Consider the following 368-nt stretch of genomic DNA (forward strand, 5'->3'; position numbering starts at 1 on the left):
GGTCACGGCGGCCGGGCGGCCGGCGGGGGAGAGCAGATGGACCGTCAGCGGTACGCGCCCCCCGGCCAGCCGGGGCGCCGCCTGCCAGCCGCACAGCTCCTGGAGCTTGACCGCGAGCACCGGCCGGTCGCCCGCGTAGTCCACCCGGATCCGGGACCCGCTCGGCACGGTGATCCGCTCCGGCGCGAGCTCCTCCAGCCGCCCGGCCTGGCCGGAGGCCCAGGGCAGCAGGCGCTGCAACGCCGCCACCAGGTCGATCCGCTCCAGGTCCGCCCGCCGCCGGGCCCGGGACAGGTCCGGCTCCAGCCACCCGCCCCCGGCCAGCGCCGCGTCGCCCACCTCGGGCCACGGCTCGCCCAACTCCCGCT

General features: G+C 79.6%; 1 protein-coding gene. It reads right to left on the reverse strand.

Features of this window, described 5'->3' with window-relative positions; genetic code table 11:
* Positions 1 to 368, reverse strand: a 368-nt coding sequence (locus tag ACLWS4_RS37895; protein ID WP_416876560.1) for an ATP-dependent helicase C-terminal domain-containing protein, incomplete at both ends; no start/stop codon positions are given.

It is taken from the genome of Kitasatospora sp. SC0581 (assembly GCF_048159585.1).
Taxonomy (GTDB): Bacteria; Actinomycetota; Actinomycetes; order Streptomycetales; family Streptomycetaceae; genus Kitasatospora.